This window comes from Kitasatospora sp. RG8 (assembly GCF_017813315.1).
GTDB lineage: Bacteria > Actinomycetota > Actinomycetes > Streptomycetales > Streptomycetaceae > Kitasatospora.
Genome location: NZ_JAGIYX010000009.1, coordinates 244,468 through 268,469, shown reverse-complemented (window position 1 = coordinate 268,469; position 24,002 = coordinate 244,468). Strand labels below are relative to the sequence as shown.

Annotated in this window: 25 protein-coding genes and 1 pseudogene; 14 read left to right on the top strand and 12 right to left on the bottom strand. The window is 71.2% G+C overall.

The window, feature by feature from the left end; all coding sequences use genetic code 11:
- Positions 1–1,033 precede the first annotated feature (1,033 nt).
- Complete coding sequence (locus tag J5Y04_RS16990; protein ID WP_209412860.1) at positions 1,034–1,423, top strand: hypothetical protein; 390 nt, start codon at positions 1,034–1,036, stop codon at positions 1,421–1,423.
- Positions 1,424–1,743: 320 nt separating this feature from the next.
- Here J5Y04_RS16990 and J5Y04_RS16985 read toward each other — a convergent pair whose 3' ends face one another.
- Together J5Y04_RS16985 and J5Y04_RS16980 are read right to left on the bottom strand one after the other, a co-directional pair.
- Positions 1,744–2,364: a hypothetical protein gene (locus J5Y04_RS16985; protein WP_209412859.1), complete on the bottom strand. Its 621-nt coding sequence runs from the start codon at positions 2,362–2,364 to the stop codon at positions 1,744–1,746.
- A 1-nt stretch (position 2,365) separates the two neighbouring features.
- Positions 2,366–5,455: a DnaB-like helicase C-terminal domain-containing protein gene (locus tag J5Y04_RS16980; RefSeq protein WP_209412858.1), complete on the bottom strand. Its 3,090-nt coding sequence runs from the start codon at positions 5,453–5,455 to the stop codon at positions 2,366–2,368.
- Positions 5,456–5,760: 305 nt separating this feature from the next.
- On the opposite strand from J5Y04_RS16980, the gene J5Y04_RS16975 reads away from it, so the two are divergent.
- The 3 genes and pseudogenes from J5Y04_RS16975 to J5Y04_RS16965 form a co-directional block, all read left to right on the top strand.
- Positions 5,761–5,901: a hypothetical protein gene (locus J5Y04_RS16975; RefSeq protein WP_209412857.1), complete on the top strand. Its 141-nt coding sequence runs from the start codon at positions 5,761–5,763 to the stop codon at positions 5,899–5,901.
- Positions 5,902–6,076: 175 nt separating this feature from the next.
- Positions 6,077–6,265 carry a hypothetical protein gene (locus J5Y04_RS16970; protein WP_209412856.1) on the top strand — a complete coding sequence of 63 codons (189 nt, stop codon included), beginning with the start codon at positions 6,077–6,079 and terminating at the stop codon, positions 6,263–6,265.
- Positions 6,266–6,345: 80 nt separating this feature from the next.
- Positions 6,346–6,480, top strand: a pseudogene (locus J5Y04_RS16965) (integration host factor); the annotation flags it as partial.
- Positions 6,481–6,695: 215 nt separating this feature from the next.
- On the opposite strand, the gene J5Y04_RS16960 reads toward J5Y04_RS16965, so the two are convergent.
- Positions 6,696–7,220, bottom strand: coding sequence for a hypothetical protein (locus J5Y04_RS16960; protein ID WP_209412855.1), 525 nt, complete (start codon positions 7,218–7,220; stop codon positions 6,696–6,698).
- Positions 7,221–7,428: 208 nt separating this feature from the next.
- Between J5Y04_RS16960 and J5Y04_RS16955 the strand changes: the two genes are divergently transcribed.
- The gene (locus J5Y04_RS16955) at positions 7,429–8,028 is read left to right on the top strand and encodes a hypothetical protein (RefSeq protein ID WP_209412854.1); all 600 of its coding nucleotides are present in this window, start codon (positions 7,429–7,431) and stop codon (positions 8,026–8,028) included.
- Positions 8,029–8,360: 332 nt separating this feature from the next.
- Here the strand turns inward: J5Y04_RS16955 and J5Y04_RS16950 are convergent, their stop codons facing one another.
- Together J5Y04_RS16950 and J5Y04_RS16945 are read right to left on the bottom strand one after the other, a co-directional pair.
- Positions 8,361–9,152: a hypothetical protein gene (locus tag J5Y04_RS16950; RefSeq protein ID WP_209412853.1), complete on the bottom strand. Its 792-nt coding sequence runs from the start codon at positions 9,150–9,152 to the stop codon at positions 8,361–8,363.
- Positions 9,149–9,496, bottom strand: a complete 348-nt coding sequence (locus tag J5Y04_RS16945) for a PadR family transcriptional regulator (RefSeq protein ID WP_148647336.1) — start codon at positions 9,494–9,496, stop codon at positions 9,149–9,151. The genes J5Y04_RS16950 and J5Y04_RS16945 overlap by 4 nt, the downstream gene beginning before the upstream one ends.
- A 199-nt stretch (positions 9,497–9,695) precedes the next feature.
- Between J5Y04_RS16945 and J5Y04_RS16940 the strand changes: the two genes are divergently transcribed.
- A complete protein-coding gene (locus J5Y04_RS16940) occupies positions 9,696–10,055 on the top strand; it encodes a hypothetical protein (protein WP_209412852.1) in 360 nt (119 codons plus the stop codon).
- A 56-nt stretch (positions 10,056–10,111) separates the two neighbouring features.
- Here J5Y04_RS16940 and J5Y04_RS16935 read toward each other — a convergent pair whose 3' ends face one another.
- Genes J5Y04_RS16935 through J5Y04_RS16925 form a run of 3 tightly spaced genes read right to left on the bottom strand, consistent with a single transcriptional unit; the run spans position 10,112 to position 12,604 of the window.
- Complete coding sequence (locus tag J5Y04_RS16935; RefSeq protein ID WP_209412851.1) at positions 10,112–11,131, bottom strand: NADPH:quinone reductase; 1,020 nt, start codon at positions 11,129–11,131, stop codon at positions 10,112–10,114.
- Positions 11,132–11,156: 25 nt separating this feature from the next.
- Positions 11,157–12,050 (bottom strand): aldo/keto reductase, encoded by an 894-nt coding sequence (locus J5Y04_RS16930; RefSeq protein WP_209412850.1) that lies wholly within the window; start codon positions 12,048–12,050, stop codon positions 11,157–11,159.
- On the bottom strand, positions 12,047–12,604 hold the full coding sequence (locus tag J5Y04_RS16925) for a TetR/AcrR family transcriptional regulator (RefSeq protein WP_162002663.1): 558 nt from the start codon (positions 12,602–12,604) through the stop codon (positions 12,047–12,049). The genes J5Y04_RS16930 and J5Y04_RS16925 overlap by 4 nt, the downstream gene beginning before the upstream one ends.
- Before the next feature lie 532 nt (positions 12,605–13,136).
- Between J5Y04_RS16925 and J5Y04_RS16920 the strand changes: the two genes are divergently transcribed.
- The gene (locus J5Y04_RS16920) at positions 13,137–13,514 is read left to right on the top strand and encodes a hypothetical protein (RefSeq protein ID WP_209412849.1); all 378 of its coding nucleotides are present in this window, start codon (positions 13,137–13,139) and stop codon (positions 13,512–13,514) included.
- Between the two features lie 388 nt (positions 13,515–13,902).
- Here the strand turns inward: J5Y04_RS16920 and J5Y04_RS16915 are convergent, their stop codons facing one another.
- Together J5Y04_RS16915 and J5Y04_RS16910 are read right to left on the bottom strand one after the other, a co-directional pair.
- On the bottom strand, positions 13,903–14,544 hold the full coding sequence (locus tag J5Y04_RS16915; protein WP_209412848.1) for a hypothetical protein: 642 nt from the start codon (positions 14,542–14,544) through the stop codon (positions 13,903–13,905).
- A gap of 299 nt (positions 14,545–14,843) precedes the next feature.
- A complete protein-coding gene (locus tag J5Y04_RS16910; protein ID WP_209412847.1) occupies positions 14,844–15,575 on the bottom strand; it encodes an SDR family oxidoreductase in 732 nt (243 codons plus the stop codon).
- A 285-nt stretch (positions 15,576–15,860) separates the two neighbouring features.
- Between J5Y04_RS16910 and J5Y04_RS16905 the strand changes: the two genes are divergently transcribed.
- The 3 genes from J5Y04_RS16905 (at position 15,861) to J5Y04_RS16895 (ending at position 18,431) form a co-directional block, all read left to right on the top strand.
- Positions 15,861–16,436, top strand: coding sequence for a TetR/AcrR family transcriptional regulator (locus J5Y04_RS16905; RefSeq protein ID WP_209412846.1), 576 nt, complete (start codon positions 15,861–15,863; stop codon positions 16,434–16,436).
- Positions 16,437–16,526: 90 nt separating this feature from the next.
- Positions 16,527–17,315, top strand: coding sequence for an SDR family oxidoreductase (locus J5Y04_RS16900; RefSeq protein WP_209412845.1), 789 nt, complete (start codon positions 16,527–16,529; stop codon positions 17,313–17,315).
- A gap of 726 nt (positions 17,316–18,041) precedes the next feature.
- Positions 18,042–18,431, top strand: coding sequence for a transglycosylase SLT domain-containing protein (locus J5Y04_RS16895; RefSeq protein ID WP_148647404.1), 390 nt, complete (start codon positions 18,042–18,044; stop codon positions 18,429–18,431).
- Between the two features lie 458 nt (positions 18,432–18,889).
- Here the strand turns inward: J5Y04_RS16895 and J5Y04_RS16890 are convergent, their stop codons facing one another.
- Entirely contained in the window at positions 18,890–20,548 is a 1,659-nt protein-coding gene (locus J5Y04_RS16890) for a DUF4157 domain-containing protein (protein WP_209412844.1), read from the bottom strand.
- A 454-nt stretch (positions 20,549–21,002) separates the two neighbouring features.
- Between J5Y04_RS16890 and J5Y04_RS16885 the strand changes: the two genes are divergently transcribed.
- Positions 21,003–21,233: a hypothetical protein gene (locus tag J5Y04_RS16885; RefSeq protein WP_209412843.1), complete on the top strand. Its 231-nt coding sequence runs from the start codon at positions 21,003–21,005 to the stop codon at positions 21,231–21,233.
- Positions 21,234–21,446: 213 nt separating this feature from the next.
- Here the strand turns inward: J5Y04_RS16885 and J5Y04_RS16880 are convergent, their stop codons facing one another.
- Positions 21,447–21,857: a hypothetical protein gene (locus J5Y04_RS16880; protein ID WP_209412842.1), complete on the bottom strand. Its 411-nt coding sequence runs from the start codon at positions 21,855–21,857 to the stop codon at positions 21,447–21,449.
- A gap of 511 nt (positions 21,858–22,368) precedes the next feature.
- On the opposite strand from J5Y04_RS16880, the gene J5Y04_RS16875 reads away from it, so the two are divergent.
- The 3 genes from J5Y04_RS16875 to J5Y04_RS16865 are packed head-to-tail and all read left to right on the top strand — an operon-like array spanning position 22,369 to position 23,932.
- On the top strand, positions 22,369–22,530 hold the full coding sequence (locus tag J5Y04_RS16875) for a hypothetical protein (protein ID WP_209412841.1): 162 nt from the start codon (positions 22,369–22,371) through the stop codon (positions 22,528–22,530).
- 41 nt (positions 22,531–22,571) lie between these two features.
- Positions 22,572–23,084 carry a MarR family winged helix-turn-helix transcriptional regulator gene (locus tag J5Y04_RS16870; RefSeq protein ID WP_245204905.1) on the top strand — a complete coding sequence of 171 codons (513 nt, stop codon included), beginning with the start codon at positions 22,572–22,574 and terminating at the stop codon, positions 23,082–23,084.
- Entirely contained in the window at positions 23,081–23,932 is an 852-nt protein-coding gene (locus J5Y04_RS16865; RefSeq protein WP_209412840.1) for an alpha/beta fold hydrolase, read from the top strand. The genes J5Y04_RS16870 and J5Y04_RS16865 overlap by 4 nt, the downstream gene beginning before the upstream one ends.
- Positions 23,933–24,002 lie beyond the last annotated feature (70 nt).

Here is a 24,002-nt window from a genome sequence, read left to right as displayed (position 1 = left end):
CGCCAGACAGCCCACCAAGACCTCTTGGTTCGCAAACAGCTCCGGCTCGACGATGGCGGCCGAGTTGGGTGGCGACCGGTCTGCGGGCGTGGGTTGGACGGCCGGCCTTCGCCGGACGCCACCAGGAACAACAGCCCTGCAGGGTGGAAACCCCTGCCGTCCGGACCGTCACCGATCAGTCCGCCCTCAGGACCCGGGAGACATAGATGCGCGGCGGATCCTGCCCTTCGTCCACCGCGTACTCCACCAGCCCCAGATCCCGGCGCAGCGGCGACGAGTGCATGCCGGACCGGGGAGTCGCCGGGCCGCCGGTGACCGTCACCCGGCGACTGGCGCCCCGGGACGGTGCGCCGGTGCTCCTGGCGTCCTCGTACACCAACGGCCCGGCAGCGGGGAACGAACCCTCCGGGCCGGCCCTGGCCGGAGTGGGGCAGGACGTGACCAGTCGGCTCGCCACGGATCAGCGTGACGGCAAGGCGTGGGGCCAGGGCCTCAGAAACGAAGCCCCTTCGCGCAGGGCCAGGGCAGCATGGCGGGCGGCATCAGTCTCATGTCGTTCGAGGGCAGCAATCAGGTCTTCGCGATCCACGACGTGCAGTATGGCGCTCTGCGGGCGCTGCGGGTGTGGGACCTGGCCACCGGCCACCCGTCGGCGAACCCCTCACCGGCCACACCAACGCGGTGCTCGCGGTGACCTGCACCGTGCTGGACGGCCGCCCCATCGCCGTCACCGCCAGCAGAGACGACACAATGCGACGGTGGGATCTGCGAGCTCAGGAAGCCATCGCAGTCATCCCGATCAACGCTCCCACCTCCGTCTCGATTACCGCTGCCGGGACCTCGTCATCGGCTTCCACCACGACATCGCCCACTACCGCCGACAATCCCCCGACCGCGCAGCCCGCACCTGACAGCCACACACCACACAACGGGATGACCGATTCAGAGCGTGGTGGTGAAACGGGCGGTGTTCGGTGGGGTCGGGTTGTGAATGCCTCGGTCGGTCGCGCTTCCGACGCAGTACCGTGGGCCGGTGGATGAGATGCCAGTCCCGACGGCGGGTATGACGATCAGCGTTCGGATGCGCCAGGACGTAGTGATCGTCGATCCGGAGCGTTTTGTCGCTTCGGCCCGTGCGGCGTACCGCGAAGCCTCCCCTGAAATTACCGAGGAGAGGGCGGCCGAGGACATCCGCGATGTCTACGAGGCTGTGTGGGCTCTGCTGGACCGCTTCGGTCGACTCGCAGCCGACGCACCAGCGTCCACCGGACTCCCCGGCCAACGGATTCTGGACCGCCCAGACGGACTCTCACCAGCGGGCGAGCGCAAGCACATCGTGCTGAACGATCCGCAGCCACTCCAGGACTACGGCTGCTTCATGCCCGAGGAGTACGACCCGTTCGCCATTCCGCCAGGGGTGTGACGGTGTCCACCGCGACAGACTGCTCCGAAAGATCATTTCTCTGAGGAAATCTCGAACGTTCGTGCTGGCCGCTCGGTGGGTGTAGAGGTGGACCACACCGGTCGATTCGCGATGCGGGTGGCGCTTGCCCGGAGCAGCGGCCCGGGCTGGGCGCAACGTTCGTTCGACGAGCTGCGGGGCGCGTTCGAGGGGTGGTCGGGCAAGATCGGGGACTCCTTCGCGGAGCACGAGCGGTCGGCCGCTCCCACACGGAGCCGGGTGTCCGCCGGCCTGGCCGAGGCCCACGTAAGGGCCCCGGCTCCAGCGCCCGGAGGAGTCGGTCAGGCTCCGAGGCCGATGTGGCGGACGTAGGTGTAGGCCCCCCAGTCGGAATCCAGGTCGGCGATGATGTCGTCCCAGATCTCGTCCAGCTTCGCCTCGTCACCGGCGACCATGGCGTCGACCGCTTCGTCCCAGACGTAGCGCACCTGGAGTGTGCGGATGCGGAGGTTGTCGCGGCGGCGTTTGGGGATGACGGGGTCCTGGTTGATGGGGTGGATCTCGACCTTGGTGCCCTTCCCGGCGTTGTTGAGGTGCTGCTTGAGCGCTCCGGGGTTGGACAGGACGTTGTGGGCGCGCAGGTTCCAGTAGGCGGTGTCGATCAGCTCGAGGTTGGCCGGGCGGGGCTGCTGCCTGCCCTTGGTCCAGGCTTTGATCGTGGCCGGGGTGGCGGTGATCCCCGCATCGGCCATGGCCGCCGGGCCGCCCTTGGTCGCGGTCAGGTAGCGCATGCGGGCGAGCAGGCCGCGGCGTGTGGTGACGGGCGACTTGATGCCGCCCTCGACGATCATCCGCTCCAGGGCGTCTTCGAGGGCGCGGCCGAGGCCGATCTTGCCGTGGACGTTGCCGGGATCCCCCGCCGCGCCGTACTTGCCGAAGTTCTTCCATCCGTCGGTCGACATGTCAGGCAGCCTTCCCGAGGTCACCGAGGGTGTACTGCTTCTTGAGCTTCATCTGGGTCGTCTTGCGGCCTTCCTCGAAGACACCGCCCGTACGGCCCGGCACCTTGCGCCATTCGCCGCCGGTGACGTGGAGTTCGTCGGTGCCGCGCAACCGCACGACCGTGAGGCCGGCCTTGTGGGCGCGCAGGGCCTTGTACCAGAGGTTGGCGAACGCCTGGCTGCGGATGATGTGCATCCAGTCGGGACGGCGCAGGTCCCGGTTGTAGCTGGACTCGCCGATGGTGGACGTGAACTTCGCGTAGATCGCCTTCACGTATGCCTCGGTGACCTGGTCGGCCTCGGTGATGGCGGTGTCGCGGGCGAGGTTCAGGACACGGCGGAACTTCTCCAGGAGGCTCTCGCTGTTGCCGGAGGTCCAGGCTTCGGTGATGTGAGGTGCCTCGGCGAGGCCGAGCTTGTGGCAGCGGATCAGCAGGCGCACGGTGGCGTCGTCCAGGAGGAGGGGACCGGGTTCATGCCGGTTGCCGATCGGGTCGGGCAGGTGCGGGTGCTCCCACAGCGGGCGCTTGGGCAGGAGGTAGATGCCCGAGCGCCGGGGGTCGAACCCCCCGTCAGGCTGGTGCTGGAGGGCGCCGATGGGCAGGTAGGTCTTGAAGGCGCTGAGGTAGGCGGCGTTGGTGTCGAGGACGTCGACGGCGATGCCCGGGCGGGTGCCGACCCGAAGCTCAGCCATGAGCGCGGCGTTCTCCCACTTGTGGCGGCCTTCCCAGACCTCGTCCGCACCCGTGTGGGTCTTCTTGCTCAGGAAGGACAGCTTCTCCGGGTAGACGGTGTGCTCGTAGTTCCCGCCGACCCGGGTCGCCTCGAACAGGGCCATGCCGTTGGGAATCGCCTTGGCCTCCAGCGCGGTGATCGCGTCCTCGATGCCGCCGCCGTGTTCTTCGAGCGCCTGCGCGACGACCGAGCTGATCATCTCCAGGTAGTAGTCGTAGTCCCGGCCGCCGTAGGGCGAGGAAGTCGTCGGCCCCTGCCCGGCCGGCTTGCGGGCACTCCCGCTCGGCGCGGCGGTTCCGGTCGGCGACGGGCTCGTCGGCACCGGGCGCCATGTAGCAGGGTCGACGAGGTCCGGCTGGTCCTCGGCGGGTACGGCGGTGTCGGTCGCTGCGGTGCCCTGGTCACCGGCAGCTTCGTCGGTTACCGCGTCGGGTTCCTCGGCCGCGGCCGGATCGGTCGTGACCGCCGGATCCTCGGGCGAGGGAAGCGCGGTCGCAGCCGGCTCGTCGGCGCGGCGCGGGACTGTCGCGGCGGGAGTGGCCGGGTCGGTCAGTCGGGCGTGGGCGAGGTCCGCGCAGAGGACCACCGTGGCGAGTTCGCCGAGGTCGCGCTCGGTGATGGTCACCCGCACCTGCTCCTCGTGCCCGCGCCCGCCACGGTGGGGTTCGAGGAGCAGGGTCAGGTCCGCCGTCAGGGTGCGCAGCAGGGTGGGGTCGTCGGTGTCGAGGGCGGCGAGGACGGGGAGGTGGTGGGTGCGGGCGAGGTGGGCGAGGGCCTGGACGGCGTCGCGGACGGCGGGTGGGCCGGACAGGGGCAGGCGGGGGTCGCGGGCGGCCTGGAGGCGGTCGACGACCAGCAGTGCGAGGTCGGGGACGTCGGTGGCGGTGTCGGTGAGGGCTGCGGCGTCCAGGTCGGTGCCGTCGTCGATCAGCAGCGGGGCGGCGGTGAGGAGTTCGGCGGTTGCCGCGACGGCCTCGCGTTCGCTGTCGTCGAGGGCGCCGGCCCGCAGGCGGCGGTAGTCGACGGGGGTCTGGGCGGCGATCACGCGGGCGGCGACGTCGGCGCGGGTCAGGCCGGAGGCCGCGTAGAGGACCGGGCGGCCGAGGGTGAGGGCGGCGGCGCGGGCTGCCGCGGTGGCGATGAGGCTGGAGCCGGTGCCGGGAGCGCCCGCCACAAGGTAGAAGCGGCCGGGCTGCAGTCGGCCCAGTGCCGTGTCGAGGACGTGGATCCCGGTCGGCAGCCCCTCCCCCGCGCGTGCGGTGGCGTCACCGTCGTCCGCCGATGCGACGGGGAACAGGGCGTCGAGGGCGTCACCGAGCGGGGTGATCCGGCGGCGTCGTGACGGCAGGGACTCGGGAACCACTGCCCCGACACCCGCAGCGGTGTCGGTGGGAGGAGTGGGCGGGGTCGCCGCCGGGTTGTCGGCGCGGGTGTCGGCGCCGGCCGGCGGGGAAGCTGCCTCCGGGTCCGGGCCTGCGGTCACAGGGGCGGGCAGGCGATGACGCTGCACGTGGGAGCTCAGGCTCGCCAACGCGGGGCGCGCGAGGACGCTGTCGAGGTGCACCGTCCCGGCCAGCACCAAGGGGAAGTGCGCATGGGCCCACAGGCTGCCCAGCGACTCCAGCGCTTCGGTGGAAAGCCGGTGGGCATCGAGCACGACCACCAGGCAGGAGCGGCGCCCGAGCTCGGCGGTGATCATGTCCGCCGTGTCGCCCAGAGCCCGAGGACGACGCCCACGCCGATCGAGACCCAGACCCGCGAAGAGGGGGCGCAGCACGGCACTTGGGGTGCGGACCGGCTCGGGAGTGACCCACACGATGGTCGGGTGCGGCGTGTCCAGGTGCGCGGTGAGCGCGGTCCGGGCGGCGGCAGGATCCGGGCAGGTGAGGGCCAGGATCGCCTGGGCGTCGATGATCGTGCGCAGGGCCGCGGCCGTCCCGCCGCTCTCCCCGGTGGCCGTCGGGTTCTCCGGGGTGGATGTGGGGACGGCGATGAGGACCGCCACGGGGGTCTTGTGGCGGCGCAGGACCTGGGGAGCGCCGGCTGCGGCCAGGGCGACGAGGTCACCGAGGACGGGGCGGGCATCGGCGATCCCGTGCGAGGGCACGCCGTCGAGGTTCAGTCCCCGGTCTGCGGCCTGCTGCGGCGAGACCAACCAGGCGCTCTCGTCACCGCGTACCAGCTCGACCGGCGCGGTCCCGGCCTCCTTGATGAGGGCCGGCAACTTCGGCCGGGCTTGGTGGACCCGGACGGACTGGACAGCTGCTGGTTCAGCCTGCGCGGCGAGCGGAGTGGAGGCGTCAGCGGTGGCGGGCAAAGCGGGGCCTCCCACATACGAAGTCCGAGCGGCAGGTGCGCACTAGAGAATGTACCGGCCACCGTAGCAGCGCGGTACAGAATTTCTGCGAACTCTGTACCGGTCGTGGGGCTGCGGCCGCGGGTCGGTTGACGGCCGCCCATGGACAGCGGGGCGGTGGATCCTGCACGAAGCGCAGCCCAGCAGTGGGCAGCGGGTACCGGCGGCTCCTCGGCCCCGGTGCGGGAAGCGGCTCGGCCGAAGGGTCTGCAGTACGCCGGGCGCCGGGCGCGTGACCTGGGCAGGCCGTCGGCCGTTCACCGGGTATGACGAAGCGCTCCGATGCCGGCCGCCTGGCCGTTGACGGGCAGGAGCTGCCGGGCCCGGACGGTCTCCAGGCCGCGCTCGACGCTGCGGCCGAGGTCGGCGAGCGGGCCGCGGTGTGGCTGGACGGACGGTCTGGCTGACCGGCAGCCGGAACAGGCTCACCGGCTGATCCTGCTCCGGACGGCGGCAGCCGTGCGGCAGGTGACGTCCCGGGAGATCATCCCAGGCGGTGAGGGGTGGCTCACGGAGGAGCTGCGTCATCACCTTGCCGCCGATGTCGTTCTCGGAGCCGGGGCAACCGCGACGATGCCCCGGTTGGAGGGTCGGGAGCAGGTCGCCCTGATCGCGGTCTGTGCGACGGCGGCTTCCATGCCGGGCGCAGCGCTCGGCAACCTCGTCCAGGACCTGGTCGCCCTCGCCGGGGTGATGGCGGTCGCCGTCGCCGTGGATCTGGCCGGCGCCCCTGCGGCCCCACCGGCATCGCCTCGTCTGCGGGACGGATGACCGGGCCGACATGCGCGGGCGGGCATGGAATCGGTATCCACCTCGCCGACCTGGCAGCATGTCGATCACTGATGTCGATCGAGGTCGTCGCCAAGGGCGACGAGAAGGTCACCATCCCCGGCTTCCTGGCCTTCGAGCGCACCCACCGTGCCGCCCGCACCGCCCCCAGACCGGGCCCGATCCAGATCCCGGCCGGCTACAGCGCCAAGGACTGACCCCCGGGGTGTCCGTGGCCAGCCCGGCCGGCCAGGGACACTGCTCGGCGTGTGCGGCCCCATGCAGCGCCTTTCGGAGGTCAGGCCCGGGTGAGCCGTACGTACTCCTGGTCGTCCAGCAGCATGGTCAGCGGGAGTTCCTCCCCCTCGGGGAAGGCCCAGGTGATCACCGACGCGGCTAGTTTGACTCTGTCGGGGATCTTGGACGATCAGGCTCAGGTGCCGAGGGTTCGCCAGGACTTCAGCCGGGCAATGTCGCTCTGATCGCCAGCGGGGAAGCTCCGGCAGACAACCGCGGCCTTCCCTCCGGCTTTGTCTCCTTGCTTGGCAGCACCCTTCGGACTGACACTTACGGGGCTGTCGCCCTGCGTGCTGAGCATCTTCTCAATAGCGACACCGGCGCATTCCGGTGGCATCGCAGCGCAGATAGGCGCCGCGACTATTCCGCCCATCAGGATGGCTGCGCCGCCGACGATGACCTTCTGCCACGGCGAGGCATCCTTCAGGCCGGGTGCCCCGGATATTTTTCCTTGAGTTGACGGGTAATTCGCATTCCCGTGGCTTCCGCCGCCGTCCGAGCATCCCTGCTTCGTTCCCATGGCCCAGTAGCAGTGGCTGTCGCCCGTTTTGGCCTTGCCCGTTCCGTTGCTGGCGGTGGTGGTGGTCTTGAGAGCGTCGTCCCAGTAGTCACCGTTTGAGGTCTGCTGGGCGCACTGCAGGGTCGCGCAGAAGCTGGCCATGGGCCTGACCGGTCCTGTTCGAGCGGGGGGCGTAGTCCAGGCGCGACAACACCCACCGGCCACCAGGACAACGCCGGAGCAGCCTCCTGGACGTCCTCCAAGGCGGCCTGACGGCCCACCAGCACAACCCCCGACCCAGCCAGACCGAACCGGTGCGCAGCAAGGCCGGCCGGGACGCTCTCCGCGGGTCTTTGGTCCAATGGGCGCCGTGACGATTCCCTGGACTCCCCACCGCACCGAGTTCGAGTTCCGGCGACTGTCAGGGTTGCTCGGCCCTGGCGTACCGGTGGCCGCCACTTTGTCGGCCTGGGACGCGGGCGAGCCGGAGCTGGCGCTCGAGGATCTCGTCGACCAGCTCTCCGACCACCACACACCACTGCTCCGCGCGGACCGAGCCGCCCTCCTCGATCTGGCCGAGGCGCTCGGCGTGTCGGCCGGGGCCACGTCCGCGCTCCGCTGGTGCCCCGATCTGGAAGCGGCCGAGGAATGGTGGTGGGAGGTCGAGAACTCACCCCGCGCCACGGCCATCGCAAGCGAACTCCTCCGGGAGATCGCTCCCGGTCACCCGCTCCACGGCATTCCGCTCACTCCCTGGCTGGAGTGCGGGGCCTGCGACGACGTCCTCGTACGCCTCGACGACGAGAACGCCCGTACCGGCAGAACCCCCTACCGGATCGCCGTCATCCACCCCACCTGGTCCCGGCACCCCGAGACCCCGCCATCACCCGTCGCCAGCGTCTACGACCAGGCACTCCACGCCCTCGACCAACTCGAGACCTGCTTCCACAGCACCCCGAACAAGGACTGAAAGAACTCCTTCTCCAGCCCGTTGCCCCTCATGGAGGAGCCGGTGCAGATCTGTCCACCACGCGACGAGTTCGCGCCAGGTGAGTCCGTGGTCGGCGAGCGGCCTGTCGTGGACGGGGCAGTACTGCTCGTACGTGGTGATGCGGATGATGTTGTTGAGGGCGTCCGTGAGGACCGGTTCCGGTATGGGGCCATCGGCGGCGAAGATCAGGTTCTTCAGCTCACCCGCCACGCCGCGAACCCCGAGTTCGCCAACAAGATCCTCCCTCGCCAGCGGGCGCAGGACCCGTGCCGAACGGCCCGGGCCAGGCTCAGACCGACGGCGCTGCGCGGTCAGGCATCCTCGACGCCCGACATGACCTCCCGCTTCACGCGGTACCAGCCGGCGATCAGACCGATCGGCGCCGCGACGGCCGCACCGATCAGGATCGGGAAAGCCATGCGGTCGCCCGCGTAGTGCACCGCCGTGGCTGCCAGGACCGCAGAAATCACCGCGGCCACCAGGGCCTGCTTCACCTTGCCCCGGTACCTACGGCCGAGGAACAGCTGCCGGTCCGGCGCCGCCACCAACTCGCCGAGCGCCGCCGCCGGACCGGCGCTCGCCGCTTTCGGGCGCTTGAAGTACATGAAGTACATCCACTGCCCGCACAACTCCCAGGCGTCCGGGGCGAGCCCGGCCGCGACCGACTCGCGCTCCTTCGCGCCGCTCGCGGTCTCCCGCCGGTACTCCCAGCGCATCGCGGCGTCCGGCTCCCGGCGGCAGACGAAGCGGCCGAACCGGTCGAGGCCCTCGACCTCCCAACCCTGGTCGCCGTAGTGGTTGAGGTACTTGCGGTCGGTATAGATGTCGGCGGTCCACTTCCAGGTCTCCGCCCCCGCGGCGGGCTGCTCAGCGGTGCGCCCCTCGGTCAGGCGGGCCGCAAAGTCCTGCGGCGCACCGAATTCCTCGTACGCGTCCGGCGATTCGGTCTCCGCCAGATAGCCGCTGAGGTCGGCGACGGTCGCTGCCGCTTCCCCCTCCGCCATGCCGGCGGCGATCAGGCACGCGGCGAGCTCGGTGAAGTAGTCACCGCCCGCCTCGCTCCCGCCGGCGCCTTCCGAGCTGCTCCCGTTGCTTCGAATCACGATGCTCCCCCTGGACGTGCACTGTTCAGCATGGTCTTGACGGCGGTGTGGAACTCCAGCCACGACTCGCCCTGTTCGGCGAGGGCTCGACGGCCGTCGTCTGTGAGCCGGTAGTAACGGCGGCCCGGTCCGCGCTCGGCGGCCCTGAACTCCCCGACGGCCAGGCCGGCCTCCTCAAGCCTGTTGAGTACCGGGTAGAGCGTTCCACCCTTGATCTCACCGAGCCCGGCTCCCGCCAGGGCCTTGGAAATCTCGTATCCATAACTCTCGCCCTCGGTGAGGCAGGCGAGGACGAGAAGGTCAAGGACGCCCTTGAGCCAGCTGGATCTGCGGTCTGCGGCCATGACTGCATTCCATCACCACCTAGATAGGAATGCAACCTAGCTGGGACTGCGATCCAAGCGGGGCCGGCAGGAGTGATCCAGAACCCAGTCCTCGACCCGGTACAACCTCGCATGACACAACCCGCACCTCCCGCCACGGATCGTCCGAAGCGGACACCAACGCCGCCGGCGGCACTCCGCTCTGGGCTACCGCAGCCCGGTGGACTACGAGCGGCAGCACGTCAGGAGCGTCACCAACCTGGACGTGGTGGCACAACAGGCGAGTGCCTACGGAATAGGGCAAAGCTCGGAGCTGCGCTACACCCTGGCGGCGGACGTGGTCCTCGGCGCCTCACACACCACCGGCACATTGCCCGAGCCCTCGGCGGCGAGCGGATCGCCCTGGTGGCCGTGTGTGCGCTCGCCGCGGCGCTCCCGTCGTGCGTGCTCGGCAACCTGGAGCGCAAGCTCACCGTGCTCGCCCGAGCTCACCGCCATGGACCCGCCGCGTGGGAAGCTGACCGAGCAACAGACCGCGCTCCTGGACGCACTTCACGCTGCCGAGGCCGCCGCCGGCTGACAGCGCCGGTCCGGGGCGGGATCTGCCGTCACGGCGAGGTGGGGCGCACTGTGGCATTAGGACGTGATGTCCACCAGGACCTTGCCGACTGTGCCGCTCTCCACTGCGCGGTGCGCGTCGGCGGTGCGGTGGAGCGGAAAGCGGGTCAGTGGCAGGCCGTGTTCCTCGCCGACCGGCAGGGCGCCGTCGCGGACCGCGGCGGCGATGTCCTCGGCGGCCGCGGCGCGCGCCTGCGGACCGGCCGTGTAGAGCACCAGGAACTGAAGGCGCGTGTTGAGCACCATGTTGTGCCGCACGTCCAGTTCGACCGGCTTGCCGCCGTCATTGGCGTAGGTAGCGATCGTGCCGCGCGCTCGCAGCACGGCCAGGTCCAGTGCGATGTTCGCGCCGAGCGCCACTTCGGCGACGATGTCGACGCCGTCCGGGGCGATCCTGCGGATATCGGCGGCCGGATCCCCCTCTCGATAGTTGACCACGTGGTGGGCGCCGGCGGCGGTGGCCAGTCGGGCCTTCTCCGCTCCGCTGACCGTGCTGATCACGGTCGCGCCGGCCCAGCGGGCGAGCTGGATCACGGCGTGCCCGACCGCCCCGGCCCCGCCTGCGGCGAGCACGACCGCGCCGTCCAGCGCCCCCGGCCTCAGGCGGCGCGGGCCGTCCTCGGCGACGGTGAGCGCGCGGTGCGCGGTCAGCGCGGGGACGCCGAGTGCGGCGCCGACGTCGAAGCCGGCCTCGTCGGGCAGCGGCACGGCCCGCTCGGCCGGTACGACGGTGAACTCGGCGGCGGTGCCGGTGGGCCGCCCGGCGGCAGCCATGAACAACCAGACCCGCTGGCCGACCCGGCTCCGGTCGACTCCCTCACCGACGGCGTCGATCACGCCGGCGCCGTCCAGGTGCGGGGTGACCTCGGAGAACTGCTTGGCATGGGCGGCGCCGGAGCGGGCATGCCAGTCGGTCGGGTTGATCCCGGACACGGCTACCCGGACGCGGACCTCGCCGGGGCCGGGCACGGGCAGGTCGCGGTCGACGAGCCGAAGAACGTCGGGGCCGCCGTTGTCGCGGTAGACGATGGCTTTCATGGTTCCGTCCTGGTCGGGGGGCTGGTCAGCCGATGGGGACTTCGGCGGAGCGGGACTCAATGGCGTCGAGGGTGGCCAGGGTGGCGGCGTCGAGAGTGATCCCGCCGGCGGCCGTGTTGGCCTCCAGGTGAGCGGGGTCGGCGGTGCCGGGGATGAGCAGCACGTTGGGGGCGCGGTGCAGCAGCCAGGCGAGGCCGACCTGGGAGGGTGTGACGCCCAGGGATTCGGCCACGGCATGCACCAACGGTTCGTCAGTCGCCTTGGGCAGGCCCGGGAAGGACCCGCCGAGTGGGAAGAACGGCACCCAGGCGATGCCCTCGGCCGCGCACAGCCGCAGCATGTCCTCGTCGTCGCGCGAGACGAGGCTGTACGCGTTCTGCACGCAGGCGATGCCCGCCGGCAGGGCGCGGCGAAGGCCGTCGGGGGTGACGCTGCTCAGACCGATCGCGCCGATCTTGCCCTCGTCGCGCAGGACGGTCATCACTTCGAGCTGGTCGTCGAGGTCGACCACCTGGTCGCCGTCGGGGCGCAGGCCGGGGCCGGAGTCGAGCCGGCGGAGGTTGACCACGGGGAGCCGGTCGACGCCGAGGCTGCGCAGGTTGTCCTCGACGCTGGCGCGAAGCTGTTCGGGGCGCTGTGCGAGACGCAGTGGCAGAGGCCCGCCCGGGTCGGGGTCGGCCCCTACCTTCGTGACGACCAGGACGCCGTCCTCGGGGCGCAGCGCCTCGCGGATGACCTGGTTCGCGAACCCGAAGCCGTAGAACTGGGCGGTGTCCACGTGGTCGACGCCCAGCTCGACCGCGCGGCGCAGCAGGGCGACGGCCTCGCCGTGGTTGTGGTGCAGGCGTTCGAGCTGCAGGGCGCCGTAGCCGACCCGGAAAACGGTGCGGCCCGCGAACGGAGCGGTCAGGGTGGTCATGGCGCGGTCTCCTCGGCCGGTGACTGCAGGGCGGTGTACAGCAGTTGGGCCAGGTAGAGGCTCTGCACCCGGTGGGCGATCGGGGTGGCGCGCTCCTGAGCCTCGGCCGACTCGAGGTGTTCGACCTTGACCAGCCAGGCGGTGACGCTGTCGTGCACCATCGCGCGCATCCGGTCGATCGTGTCGACGACGATGCCGTGGATGGCCGGGTTGTTGGTCGCCTCGCCCCAGGTCTGCACGCCGACCCGGGCCTCGACCGGGTCGATGCCGGCGATCAGGCGGGCGAGCAGTTCGTCGGGGTCGGGCGGGGTGTCGCTCCCGGCGTACTCGCCCAGGACCTCCGCGCGCTTGGCGAGCACCGCGTGGGCCGAGGCCTGAACCAGCTCGGCCTTGTTGCGGTAGTGGGCGTAGATCGAGCCCGTCGACAGGCCGGACTCAGCCGTGATGTCGGCGATCGAGGTCCGCTCCAGGCCGTTGCGGCTGAAGCAGCGTACGGCGGCCTCGGTGATCTGGGCGCGCCGGAGTTCCTTGCGGGCGTCGGTGAGTCGAGGCACCACACCTCCTACAAAAAGAATCGTGGTTCTGCTTGTGGGCCAACCATACAGAACCGTTGTTCTGTTTGCCGCCCGGCGGATGTGGCAGGGATCATGTTTCGGAGAAGACCTACGGCCCGGCCCGGGCGTCCAGGAGGCGTGAGATCAGTCAGGGCAGCGCTGCACGGCGGCCGCCCCGGCAACGTCCTGTACGAAGTCGACTGGCACAGCCCCCGCCCCCGGACCAGCGGTACAACCGGTACAACCGGTACAACCGGTACACCGTCGTCGAACTGCGCCTGATCCGGCAACAGCGCTGAGCAGACCTGGCCGCCCGGCCGGCGGCAGGGGCCCCGGCCACAGCCGGCTGCGACGCACCGTCGGCCGGGCGGGCGGGGCCTGCCCGCCGCGCAGCGCGAGGGCCGCGGCGCGGGTGCGCTCCAGCCAGTCGGACACCTGGCGCAGCGTGGCCGCATCGAGGCGGCGGGTGAGTTCGCGGACCACCCGATGGCCGTCGTCGGTCAGCGCGTAGAGGCCGGCACGCTCCAGGGCGGTGCAGAAGGGACTGGGCGGCGATACCGGCGAGGCGGCGGTGGGCGGCGTCGGACCTCTGGCGGGCCTGGCGGGCGGCCTCGCGGGCGCAGTCGGCGACGTCGCGACGGTGGCGTTCGGCGCGCAGCGCGTGCTGGAGGGCGGTGTCGTGGTCGGGGTCGTAGCGCTCCGCACGGGTCTCGGCCGTGTGGTCACGCACGCGCTGCCACTCGGCCAGGGCGGCGGCCGCGGTGGCAACGCCCGTCTCGTCCCCGGCGTCGGCGTACCGGTCGGCGGCGCCGAGGTGTACCGGGCCCGGCGCAGGGCCCGCAGGATGTTCGCCAGGGTCATCCCGACCGCCCGGCGACGGACACCGCTCAGGTCCTCGGAGCACTTCTGACAAGCCCGGTCCACCAGACCGCCGGGGTGGGCAGAAAAACGTCAGCCTACGACTGACCCCGAGGCGCAACTGCAGCCCAAGCGACCCAGCGGCCAGGGCGCGTGCCCGGCCTCTCCGATCCCGGTTCCCAGGGCCGGCGGCAAGCAGCGGCAGGAACACGAGATCCCGGCCACGGGACGACGGGACACCAGCGACGGCGGCCGGGAGGCGGCCGCGGCGCAGCGGACGTGGAAGGTCGGCGTGGCAAACAATCGAGTCCCGACCGCCGCGGCCCGGCTATGGCCTGGCCCGCGGCGGACGCTCCGGCGAGCGGCGCGGCGTGCCTGGGGGGAGGGGGCACGCGTTTGTCGGCCGCGCCGGGCCGGGTGCGGGGTCTGGTCGTTGTGGCCTAGAGGAAGCTGCCGAGGTGGACGCGGTAGACGATTGTGGCGCCGTCGGTGCTCACCTCGGTGCAGAGTTCACGGCGGTCGATCAGCCAGCCGTTCGCCTCGCACCTCTGCCGGGGCCGGAGCCGGTCGGCAGCCTGCGCCGTCGGCACGTCCGGCGGGGCCGTCAGGTAGAGCGTGCGCCAGCAGGTGGCGCTGTGGCCGCTGCCGCAGTCCTGGCCGGTGCCGATCGTGGTGTAGCCGGGCGGTGGCTGCGGCACGGCCTTCGCGGACGGGAGGTCCGCCTCGTGGAAGAACACGAGCGCCAGCAACGGGGTCGCGGGGAGGGCGAGGGCCAGCTGGCCGTGGAAGGCGATGCCCACGGCCCGGGACCAACCGCCCGGGCGCTCCGTACGCGGGCCGGCGATCCGTCGTTCCAGCCACAGGCCGGCCAGGACGGCCAGTTCGGCGAGCGGTGTGTACAGCAGGTACAACTCGGCCTCGCTCTGCAGCTGCAGCATGTCGAGAGCCACCGCGAGCATCAGCGCCAGCCAGAGCAGCAGCGCGGCGGCAACGGGTACCCGCAGCGGCGTCGGCCGGGCGCGCAACAGCCAGTGGACGAGCGGTAGCAGCGCGAACGACACCCCGGCCACGGCCCACATCACGATCCGAAACCCCTCCCAGCAGCGGACGACGACGCCCCGGGAAGACGGGACGCACGGGTACCAGTCCTCGGTTCCGACCCGCAGAGAGCCGCTGGGCACCGGCCGGCAGCGCATCTCTCCGCCTTCCCGCGCGGTGCCTCCGGGAGTCGGAACGGGTACGGGCGACCGCCCCCACCCGGCCCTCCTCAACCAACCCATCAACCCCCGGCCCGAAAACAAGGCTCCTCGGCCGATCGCCGACCCGCCACACGATCCGGCCTGTCTGTTTCGGGCGTGGCGGCTGCGCCGGAGGGGCTGGTTCAGGAGAGCCAGTCGGTGTAGTGGGTCGGGGCGATGCGGGCGTCGGCCGGGGCGGTGAGGACGTCGCCGTCGGCGGCGGCGAACAGGCCGGCGGTGTCATCGGTGACGACGCGGCGCCCGTCGCCCTTGGCGGTCAGGGTGAGTCGGCCGAGTTCGTCGAGGGGGTAGACGTCGGGACCGGCGATGTTGACGACGCCGTTCACAGGGCTGCCCGCGGCGACTTCGGCGACCACGCCCGCGACGTCCGCGGCGGCGATCGGCTGGACGGGCGTGCGCGGCAGGCGGATGGTGTCGCCGTCGGCGGTCATGGACAGGGTCGCGTCCATGAACTCCATGAACTGTGTGGCGCGGACGATGGAATACGGGATCGGTCCGGCCTTGAGGACCTCCTCCTGGAGCACCTTCGCCCGGTAGTAGTCCAGGCCGGGCACCTTGTCCACGCCGACGATCGAGAGGATGACGACGTGCCCGACCCCGCCCTTGCGGCTCGCGGCGAGCAGGTTGTCCATCGAGGTCCGGAAGAAGGCGGGCGAGGCGTCGCCGAAGGTCGGGGAGTTCGTCAGGTTGACGACGACGTCGGCGCCCGCCACGGCCGCCTCCAGTCCCTGACCCGTGATGACGTCCACCCCCGTGGACAGGGAGTGCGGTACGGCCTGGTGTCCGGCGGCGTTCAGGTTCTCCACGACCCGTGACCCGATCAGCCCGGTTCCGCCGATGACTGCGAACTTCATGGCAATCGCCTTCTCTCGATGACTGGCGTCCGACATGTGCCCTGGTGCAGTGCCCACCCTCGACGAACGCGACCGTCCCGGCGAGCGGGGCCCGGCCCGAACGGGTGCACCCGGCCATGACGTCCTGGAAACGATCGGCCTGCCGTGGAGGGCCTCGCGGTCGGCTCCGTGGGTGTAGCGGGAGGTCGGCAGGAACGGCGGTGACAGGGGCGGCGCGCGGGCCTCGTCGCGCGGTGCCCCGCGCGGTTGTTGACCTGGGGGTCAAATACTCGTTACGGTGGCGATATGGGCAGGCCGAAGAGTTTTGACGCGGACGTGGTCGTCGCGCGGGCGATGGAGACGTTCTGGACCAAGGGGTACTCGGCCACCTCCCCCGCCGACCTCGCCGAGGCGACCGGAGTGGCCAAGGGCAGCCTGTACCACTCCTTCGGTTCCAAGCGTGAGCTGTTCGCCAGGGCGTTGGACCTCTACGGCCGGGTCGGGTCGGGGATGGCGGAGGAGGTGCTCTCCCGGCCGGGTACCGCCAGGGAGCGCATCCGCGCGTACTTCGTGCTGCTCGTGGACATGGACCTGGACGGGCCGGTGCGTCGCGGGTGCCTGGCCCAGAACACGGTGGAGGAGCTCGGCGGGCGGGACGAGGAGGCCGCCCGCGCGGTGCACCGCATCGAGGAGCGCATGATCGGGCTGCTCGCCGCCCGGATCGAGCGGGGGCAGCGGGACGGCGACGTCGACCGGAGTGTCGACGCCGGGGCGCAGGCCCTGCTGCTGCAGACCACCCTCGCGGGGCTGCGGGTCATGACCAGGACGTTCGAGCGGGCGGCCCTGTACCGGATCATCGACACGGCCCTGGCGGGCCTCTGAGGCGCGGCCCCGAGGGCGGCAGCGCCTTTTTGCGCCCTGATTTTAGACCTTCAGTTCAAGAATCTGTCATCCAAGCAGCAGGGGGAGAACATGGACCTCGGTATCGGTGGAAAGACCGCTCTGGTCACCGGCGCGAGCCGCGGAATCGGCCTCGCGATCGCTCGGGCCCTGGCCGCGGAGGGCGTCCGGGTGGTGGGTGCCGCCCGCACCGTCACCCCGGAGCTGGAGGAGGCCGCCGCCGCGGCCGTGCCCGTCGACCTGAGCACCCGCGACGGGGCACGGTCGGTCGTCGGCCGGGCGCTCGACGCGGTCGGCGGAATCGACTTCCTCGTCAACAACGTCGGCGCGGGCGACCCGGAGCACCTGTCCCTCGACGGATTCCTGGACGCCGACGACGAGCAGTGGCAGAGGATCTTCGACCTCAACCTGTTCAGCGCGGTGTGGACCACCAAGGCGGCACTGCCGAGCATCCTGGAACGCCGGGGCGCGATCGTGAACATCTCCTCGATCAACGCCCGCATGCCCGCCGGCGCACCGGTCGGCTACGCGGAGGCCAAGGCCGCGCTGACCCAGTTCGGCAAGCGGCTCAGCGAGGAACTGGCACCGCGCGGCGTCCGCGTGAACACCGTCTCCCCGGGTCCCACGACCAGCCCGCAGTGGACCGACCCGAACCGCCTCGGCGGCAAGGTGGCCGCCGCCTCCGGGGTCGACCACGGCGACCTGCTCGCCGGCCTGCCCGGGAGGTTCGGCATCGCCTCGGGACGCCTCACCGAACCCGAGGAGGTGGCGGACCTGGTCGCCTTCCTGCTGTCCGACCGCGCCGCCAACATCCACGGCGCCGACCACGTCATCGACGGCGGCACCCTCAAGAACGCCTGAGAGGGGAGGGGTGAGGGGAGGGGTAGGGCGGGCCTCCGCGGCACGGCGGCGGCCGCTCGGGTGTGCCCGCGCGGCCGGGGCGGGGCGGGGCGGCCGGGGCGGGGGTCCGGCGGCCCCGGCCTCGGTTGCGCGGCCGTCGGGGTCGTCCGGCGCCTCGGTGAGGGGTGCCGGACCGACGGCGGCAGCGCCACGGGATGGTTGCCGACAGTCACCGCGGTGTGAGCCGGATCCCCTTCGGGGCGGGTGCCGGAGCCGGTGGCCCGTGACGGTTCTCACGCGCCCGGCGGGTCTCCTACCCTTCCTAGTGGGCCGCCCGCCCGGCCCGTCCGCCGCGTACGCCCCGCCGGGCGCCGCCGCTGCCGCGCCCCCGCGCCCGCGCCCGAACCTCCGTCGTTTCCGCAGATCAAGCCGGTGCAAATCGCACCGAAAGTCCGGTTTTAGTCATGTTTGACCGCTCGGACGGCGGGTAGCGGCCCGCGTCCGACGGGCGTGTTCCACCCGGCCCCGCTACGACGCCGCGTCGTAGCGGGCACCCCTTGGAGCCGGCCGCGGACCCCGCTAACAATGGCTCAGTCGCCAGCTGCGGCGGTGGTCCGATCCACTGCCGCGACTCCCGTCCGGCAGTCACCATGCGTGACCGCCCCGGCGCCGACTCCCGCCCACGGGCCCTGACGGGCCCGCCGGCCGCGGGACGAGACGCCCCCACGATTGAGGTCGAACTCCCACATGCCCGTGATCTCCACCCGCATGCGCAAGTCCGCCGCCCTGCTCACCGCCGCCACCGGCATCGCCGCGATCGGCGCCGCCGTCGTCCCGACCGCCGCCTCGGCCGCCACGCCGCAGTCGCTGGCCGCGAGCATCGTCCCCGCCGACCAGCTCGCCTCCTTCGACCAGATCATCTCCCACGAGAGCGGCTGGAACGTCACCGCGACCAACCCGTCCTCGGGCGCCTACGGCCTGGGCCAGGCGCTGCCGGCCAGCAAGATGGCCTCCGCCGGTGCCGACTGGAAGACCAACGCGGCCACCCAGATCAAGTGGGCCTACGACTACATGAACAGCCGCTACGGCAGCCCGAACCAGGCCTGGGCCTACTGGCAGATCCACCACAACTACTGATCGGCCGCAGCCGCCGATCGGCCACGCCCGCCGATCCGCCGACCGATCCACCCACCCCACGACCCGCGACGGACGCCACGAGCCGAGTCCGGGGCCGGACGGGGACGGAGCCGAGGGGCCCGGTGCGCACACCACGCACCGGGCCCCTCGGCCGTATCCGCTCCGGAACGGGCCAATGGTGGAACCGGCCCGCGGCAGAACGGGCCCGGCCCGGGAGCAGCCGACGGCCCAGGTAGGCCCGGGCCGCCAAAAGACCCCCGCCGGCCGTCACCGTCGCGGAGAGCTCGCTCAGCCTCATGCGGCACCGCCACGGCGGCAAGATACGACTGCAACCGGGGCGCTCCAGGCGGGCAAGGACAGCTGCAGCCTCGGTCCTCGGTTCCGGCGCGAGGAAACCGCAAGCGCGAAGGAAACCGCAAGCGAGCGGCGGGGTCCGGGCGGCAAGATCCGAGGGGGGGTTAGACCCCTCGAGTCGGTCCCTGTCCCGCCAGAATGTCGGCGAAGACGATCACGACCGCGCTCTCGCCGTACTTCGCCGACTGCTCCTGCCGGAAATCGCCGCTCCGCACGAGGATCTGGCTGAGGTGGATCTTGGTACCGATGGGGAAGGTCATCTCCTCCTCGGACTGGTTGTTCCTGCCCAGCGCCCTTCCCCGGTGGTCCTCCGGGAGGCCGAAATCCCAGACGATTTCCTTGCCGGCCACGTACGTGTGAGTCAACGGATCGCCGTACGTGGTCGACAGGATCGCCGGCCACTCGATCGTCTGGTCGACCGGGACGTAGCCACCGTCCGGGTGGCTCTCCTGCTGCTTGAGGATGCCGCCGAACGACTCGTACAGGTGCTTGCTGTCGCCCCGCACCACGTTGCCGTCCGCGTTCGCGGGGGGCGTCGTGAAGTCGTCCCACACGCCGTTGATCCGGGCGAAGATGTCGAAGGTGTCCGCGAGGTGCTTCTCGTCCCATGCCGCCGTGCTCTGCTCGTCTGCGTAGCCCCGCGCCATGGCGACACTGCGCCACGTGTCGAGCACCTCGCTCTCCTTCGACTTGTAGGAAAAGCCGGGGGTGGCGATCTCGCCGGGGGTGAAGCCGACCTGCCCGAGGGCCGCGAGGAGCGGGTTGATCCGGCGGTAGTCGGCGCTGAGGTAGTTCTCGCCGAGGTCGAGGTCCTTCTGCTTCTGCTTGGCCGCGAGGACCGCCGGGTCCAACTCCAGGGCGCGAGCCGCTCCGTACTCCGCGCGGGATGCCTCCCGGTCCTCGACCGTCCCCCACGACTTGTCCTTGAGGGACGCCCGGGGCTTCTTGCCGTCCGTGCCCTCGGATATCAGATAGGACCCAAAGCCGAAACTGAGGATCGTCTGCCCCTCGACGTCCCCCTCGTCCGTGTGCTTGACGACCCGGGTCCCCTTCGGGAGGCCTGCCGCGAGGGTGCGCTGCACGGATGCCTCCGCCGCACCGGCCGTCCCGGTCCCGGGGCCGGCCGAACGCTGCACGTCGGAGGAGGCCTGCGGGGCCGGACGGCTCATCACCGCGCGGGCATTGGCCTCGGCCTCGCGCTCGAAGCGGTCGGAGGGGTCGGAGACCTTCAGCCCGTTGCCGTTGTCGGTACCGCTGACCGGCCCCCGGCGCTGCTGGATGACATGGGTGAGCTCGTGGGCGAGGGTGTGCGCGCCGCCCCCGCCCTCGCCGATGACGATGTCGTTGCCGGAGGTGTAGGCACGCGCGCCGACCTCGGCGGCGGAGGCCTTCGCGGCGCCGCCGGTGTGGATGCGTACGTCGGAGAAGTCGGCGCCGAGGCGGGACTCCATGTCCGTACGGGTGGCCTGGTCCAGAGGGCGGCCGGGGCCGCGCAGGACATCGTGGACGGAGGAGCGCTGAATGGCCGGGGCCCCGGCAGGCTGGACGGCGGGGCCCTCGTGGCCACAGCCGTCCCCGTGCAGGTGTTCCTTTTCGTCCGGGCCGTGGCCGGCCCGGCGGAGCATCTGGACGACCGCCGCGTTGCCCACGGTGGCCTGGAAGCCGAGCAGTCTTGACCGTGGGTGCCCGGCCTGAGCGGCCGCGTGCCTCGCCTCCCGGCCGGCCTTGGCCCTGGTGGCTTCCTCGTTCTCCTGCTTGCGCATCGGGCTCCGCCCCTCCTGGGATCGTCGGCAACGTCCCACTCAACCCGACGGCCACGGCGCGGCAGAAGGTACTTCAGGGCAGAGTCGGGGATCTCTGCAACGGTCTCCCGCGGCACTTGCGTACAGGCGGCACGGCAGCAGGAGAAGGAGGCGGTCGGCGCGGTCGACGAGAACCACCACGCCGGACCGGCCAGGCGCGCGTTCCCGAGCCGGCAGGGCCGATCCGGGCGGTGTCCCGGACATTGCCGGGGCGGGGGCCGGCCTTCCGTCCGCCCCGATCCGCCGACAAGAGCGGCCGCAGGGTGCTGCGGCGGCCGGCACTCCGCCTGGCCGTGGCTATACGGGAATTGAGCATTGGCGCTGAGGATGTTCAAGGATCGGACGGCAGCATGATCCCGAGGAACTGCTCCCCGCCCGGCGGTCCGGGTGCGTGGAATGCGGGTATGTACGGTCCATGGCATCGAACTTCCGCACGAAGGACGGCGGCAAAGTCCGCGTCGGAGACAAGGTGTGGGCCCAGGTCTGGCAGGAGAGCGACAACAACCCCTGGCTCATCACCCAGCACCCGCTCGACAAGACCCACCTCATCCTCAAGGAGATCGGCGGCACCGAGGAACGCGTCCACCACCCGGACGACCTCGCCCTCTACTACTACGCCAACCGGCAACCGCCCAGCGGCGGATGAGGTGGACGCGGAAGCCACAGCCGAGGACGGCCTGACGCCGGCGGCGACCGCACGCCGACGAAGCGGCCGGGGGCGGCTCGCGCTGCCCCCGGCCGTTCCGTCCCGAGGCGTAGTGACGGCGCTGCAGGCGGCGGGCCGGCAGCCTGGCACGCGGCGCCCAGGACGGTGCGGGCAAGGTCGGCACCGCCGGTCTGGGACTGGATCATCGGGCGTTCACCGCCTCGCGGGCCAGGGCGGCGCCCGCCGCTCGTCGGTGACGGAAGGCTGCTCGTCGGTGACGGAAGGCTGCTCGCACCGGCGGCCGGACTCCTCCCGCAGGAGGCCGCGGGCGTGGTCCAGCGCCGCGGCGGCGCCGCGCAGGTGGTGGTTGACCACAGGGACCGCGGTACCGCGCAGACGGTCGGCAGCGTGCAGGGCGACAGCAGCCTGCTGCAGCAGACCGCCCGCACGGTGAACGGCGCAGCCCCGGTCGCTGGCGAGGTACTCCCCGGCCAGGTCCCCCGCGGCATGGGCGAGTTCACCCACACCCGGGTCCTCCAGCAGTTCCGCGCCGAAGAACACCAGCGCCGACGCCAGGTCCGCCAGCCGAGCACCGCGTCGTCCCTCCCACCACGTCGCACTCACGTAGCGATCATCCACCACGACACCCCGTGGCGGGCCGGGAACAGGCCAACTCCCCTATCGCCCTGCGGGGCTGGTTCGTGCGGTCATCGGATCCGGGGGGGGGTCGGCCGGTGGAGCCGGCTGGCCGGGGTGACGGGGGCGCCGCTGCTCGGCGGCCCGACTGCGGTGGGGCCGCCGTGCCGGGAATGCCAAACTGACGGGGGACCCTTGGGCTTCCCCACCCCTTGCTCGGTGACGCTGCAGCCGCCGTCGTGGAACGTGGCCCCGACGGGGTGTTCGACTCGCTGACGCACGGCAACTTCGATGCCGAAGAGGCCCTGATCGAGTGGGAGAGCCTCTTGACCGGTCGGAGCTTCGAGGAGCTCGTCGAGGCTGATGAGCCCGACGTTGTTGCCGACCCGGGCGACGGTGAAGGCCCTCTGGTTCTCGTGGTTTCTCTTCCTCCGCGCCCGCGGCCTGCCTTCTCTTCGGCCAGGGGGTCACTCGGATCGCCGCGCTGCCAGCGGACGCCGTGGCGGGGCCGGACGACGAGGCCGTCCTGGTGCTGGACCGGGTACCCATCTACCTGCCCGACCCGCTCGCCCGACTCCTGACCGACTTCGCGAACCGGCTGCGGCCGCCGGGCTGGGCAGCGAACCACCCGAGTGAACGTGCTCAGGCTCTGCCGCTCTGAACCCGTGGCCATTTAGACACCAAAGGTGTCATGATGGCATCATGGGTGTCGATGAGCGTACGAAGGATGAGCCCCCGTTGGGGCTTCTGCTGTACGAAGTGATCCGCAGCCTGTGGCCGCTGCACCGCACGGTCGTGCGTGCCGTGGAGCGGGAGCTGATGGACACGGGGATGACAGCTGGTCAGCATGCGGTGATGGACGAATTGCGCAGGGGCGGCCCCCGAACGGTTCCTCAACTGGCCCGCCTGCTGGGCCTGGACCGGCAGCCGGTCCAGCGTCTGGTGAACGATGCGACAGCCCTGGGGCTGGCTGAGAGCGCCCCGAACCCGGAGCACCGGCGCTCGCGCCTGATCCGGCTCACCCCGAAAGGGGAAGTCACCATCAGGGGCATCCAGGAAGCCGAGGAAACCGAACTGCGGCGCCGGCTGTCCGATCTCACCGCCGGTGACGTCACGACGGCCCTGCACGTACTCCGTCGCCTTGGTGAGGAGTTCAAGGACCTCTCACAGGATGCCCTGCCACACCCTACGGACCGAGGAGACGACCCACGATGACGCATGCGCGGGCACATGCGGTCACAGCCGCCACCGTACCCGTCGAGGCGGGCGAGCTCTTTTGCGAGTCGGCAGGCGAAGGACCCCCCGTCGTACTGCTCCACGGCGGCATGCTCGACCTGAACATGTGGAACGAGCAGTTCTCGTGGCTCGCGGGGCTGGGGTACCGCGTCATCCGCTACGACGCCCGCGGCCACGGGCGTTCCTCCACCGTGGCCGGGGACTACGCCAACCATGACGATCTACACGCTCTGCTCACCCACCTCGATGTCCCGTGCGCCACGCTCGTAGGGCTTTCCCTCGGGGCGCGGACCGCCGTCGATACGGCGATAGCTCATCCGGAGTCTGTGTCGGCACTGGTCCTTGCCTCGCCCGGGGTGAGCGGCCGGCCCTTCGCCGACCCCTACGTCGCGCACCACACCGCACAGCAGATGGCTGCGATGGGCGACCCGGACGGCGGCGCGCAGCGGTTCGTGGAGCACTTTCTCCGGATGTGGGTGGACGGGCCGTACCGTGAACCGTCCCAGGTCAGCCGCGAACTGCGCGAGCGGATGCATGCGTCGGCGTCCGCCAATGTCGTGCGGCACGCCCGCGGGCTCGGGGCGGGGATACCGAGAGAAATCGGTGCAGCGGACCGGCTGGCCTCCATCGGCGTGCCCACCCTGGTTCTCGACGGAGAACTCGACAGCAGTGACATCTCGTCAAACGCTCAGGCCATCGCCCAAACCGTTCCCGATGCCAGGCACCAACGGTTCGCCTCGGCAGCCCACATGGTTAACCTCGAGAGCACGGCACTCTTCAACGTCGCGGTCAAATCCTTCCTCGTGTCCACGACTGACCTCAACTGAGCACACACGTTCACCTGTACCGGCGTGAGCACATTGGGGTACGCCGACACCCGGGCTTTGCCCTGTTTCG

What these genes read in the sequence shown, in the direction of transcription:
- J5Y04_RS16910 (WP_209412847.1), bottom strand. Translation starts at nt 15,575, where the DNA reads ATGAAGTTCGCAGTCATCGGCGGAACCGGGCTGATCGGGTCACGGGTC.
- J5Y04_RS16985 (WP_209412859.1), bottom strand. Translation starts at nt 2,364, where the DNA reads ATGTCGACCGACGGATGGAAGAACTTCGGCAAGTACGGCGCGGCGGGG.
- J5Y04_RS16890 (WP_209412844.1), bottom strand. Translation starts at nt 20,548, where the DNA reads ATGCGCAAGCAGGAGAACGAGGAAGCCACCAGGGCCAAGGCCGGCCGG.
- J5Y04_RS16905 (WP_209412846.1), top strand. Translation starts at nt 15,861, where the DNA reads ATGGGCAGGCCGAAGAGTTTTGACGCGGACGTGGTCGTCGCGCGGGCG.
- J5Y04_RS16930 (WP_209412850.1), bottom strand. Translation starts at nt 12,050, where the DNA reads ATGACCACCCTGACCGCTCCGTTCGCGGGCCGCACCGTTTTCCGGGTC.
- J5Y04_RS16885 (WP_209412843.1), top strand. Translation starts at nt 21,003, where the DNA reads ATGGCATCGAACTTCCGCACGAAGGACGGCGGCAAAGTCCGCGTCGGA.
- J5Y04_RS16870 (WP_245204905.1), top strand. Translation starts at nt 22,572, where the DNA reads ATGGGTGTCGATGAGCGTACGAAGGATGAGCCCCCGTTGGGGCTTCTG.
- J5Y04_RS16865 (WP_209412840.1), top strand. Translation starts at nt 23,081, where the DNA reads ATGACGCATGCGCGGGCACATGCGGTCACAGCCGCCACCGTACCCGTC.
- J5Y04_RS16945 (WP_148647336.1), bottom strand. Translation starts at nt 9,496, where the DNA reads ATGGCCGCAGACCGCAGATCCAGCTGGCTCAAGGGCGTCCTTGACCTT.
- J5Y04_RS16935 (WP_209412851.1), bottom strand. Translation starts at nt 11,131, where the DNA reads ATGAAAGCCATCGTCTACCGCGACAACGGCGGCCCCGACGTTCTTCGG.
- J5Y04_RS16960 (WP_209412855.1), bottom strand. Translation starts at nt 7,220, where the DNA reads ATGGCCAGCTTCTGCGCGACCCTGCAGTGCGCCCAGCAGACCTCAAAC.
- J5Y04_RS16975 (WP_209412857.1), top strand. Translation starts at nt 5,761, where the DNA reads ATGACGAAGCGCTCCGATGCCGGCCGCCTGGCCGTTGACGGGCAGGAG.
- J5Y04_RS16900 (WP_209412845.1), top strand. Translation starts at nt 16,527, where the DNA reads ATGGACCTCGGTATCGGTGGAAAGACCGCTCTGGTCACCGGCGCGAGC.
- J5Y04_RS16895 (WP_148647404.1), top strand. Translation starts at nt 18,042, where the DNA reads ATGCCCGTGATCTCCACCCGCATGCGCAAGTCCGCCGCCCTGCTCACC.